Origin of the sequence: Chryseobacterium sp. SIMBA_028, assembly GCF_046535285.1 — a bacterium.
Classification (GTDB): Bacteria; Bacteroidota; Bacteroidia; order Flavobacteriales; family Weeksellaceae; genus Chryseobacterium.
The window spans coordinates 1-240 of the sequence record NZ_JAWRWZ010000756.1; the positions used below are offsets into that span (position 1 = coordinate 1).

General features: G+C 35.8%; 1 pseudogene. It reads right to left on the reverse strand.

Features of this window, described 5'->3' with window-relative positions:
- Nucleotides 1–185, reverse strand: a pseudogene (locus SCA31_RS25280) (hypothetical protein); the annotation flags it as partial.
- Nucleotides 186–240: the final 55 nt, after the last annotated feature.

Genomic DNA, 240 nt, shown 5'->3' on the forward strand with positions numbered 1-240 from the left:
GATCCTGACGCAGTTACAATAAAGTCATCTTTTAACTGTGCCGCAGTGGGAGTTCCTGTGGTCGCATTATTTTTGGCACCATCTATATTGAAAATTCCTTGTGGATTTTGGGTATTAATCCCCACCTGCCCGAAAGCTAACGAACCGATTGCTAATGTAAAGATTGAATAAAATTTATTTCTCATTTTGTGTAATAATTTTATAAGAATGGAAAAGAGTTTTACAATTACTCATTTCCGG